This is a genomic window from Paraburkholderia sp. SIMBA_054, assembly GCF_046534875.1.
GTDB lineage: Bacteria > Pseudomonadota > Gammaproteobacteria > Burkholderiales > Burkholderiaceae > Paraburkholderia > Paraburkholderia hospita.
The window spans coordinates 1-248 of sequence record NZ_JAWRXV010001371.1 but is presented as its reverse complement, the minus strand read 5'-3'; the positions used below and the strand labels follow the sequence as shown (position 1 = coordinate 248).

The following is a 248-nucleotide window of genomic DNA, read 5'->3' as shown; positions in this document are numbered from 1 at the left end:
CGTGAACGGTTCATGTCCGCGACTGCGCCTGCGTCGGCGAACCATCGCGAGGCGCCTGTCCGCGCCGACGACGACGCGCGCTGAACGACTGCGCGCGAAGCGACGTTCGAGCCGGAGAACAGGCCGGCGCCGCGGCACCGTACGAGCTTGCAGCGGCCACAGCGATGAATAGGCTGAATCGGATTGCGCGCCGAAACCGGCTGCGAGCACAACGTCGCGCGTATTTCCGCCCGATAAGTGACCACGCC

General features: G+C 67.7%; 1 protein-coding gene. It reads right to left on the bottom strand.

Annotated features, from left to right (window positions below):
• Nucleotides 1–248, bottom strand: a 248-nt coding sequence (locus tag SB822_RS59560) for a hypothetical protein (protein WP_410859434.1), incomplete at both ends; no start/stop codon positions are given.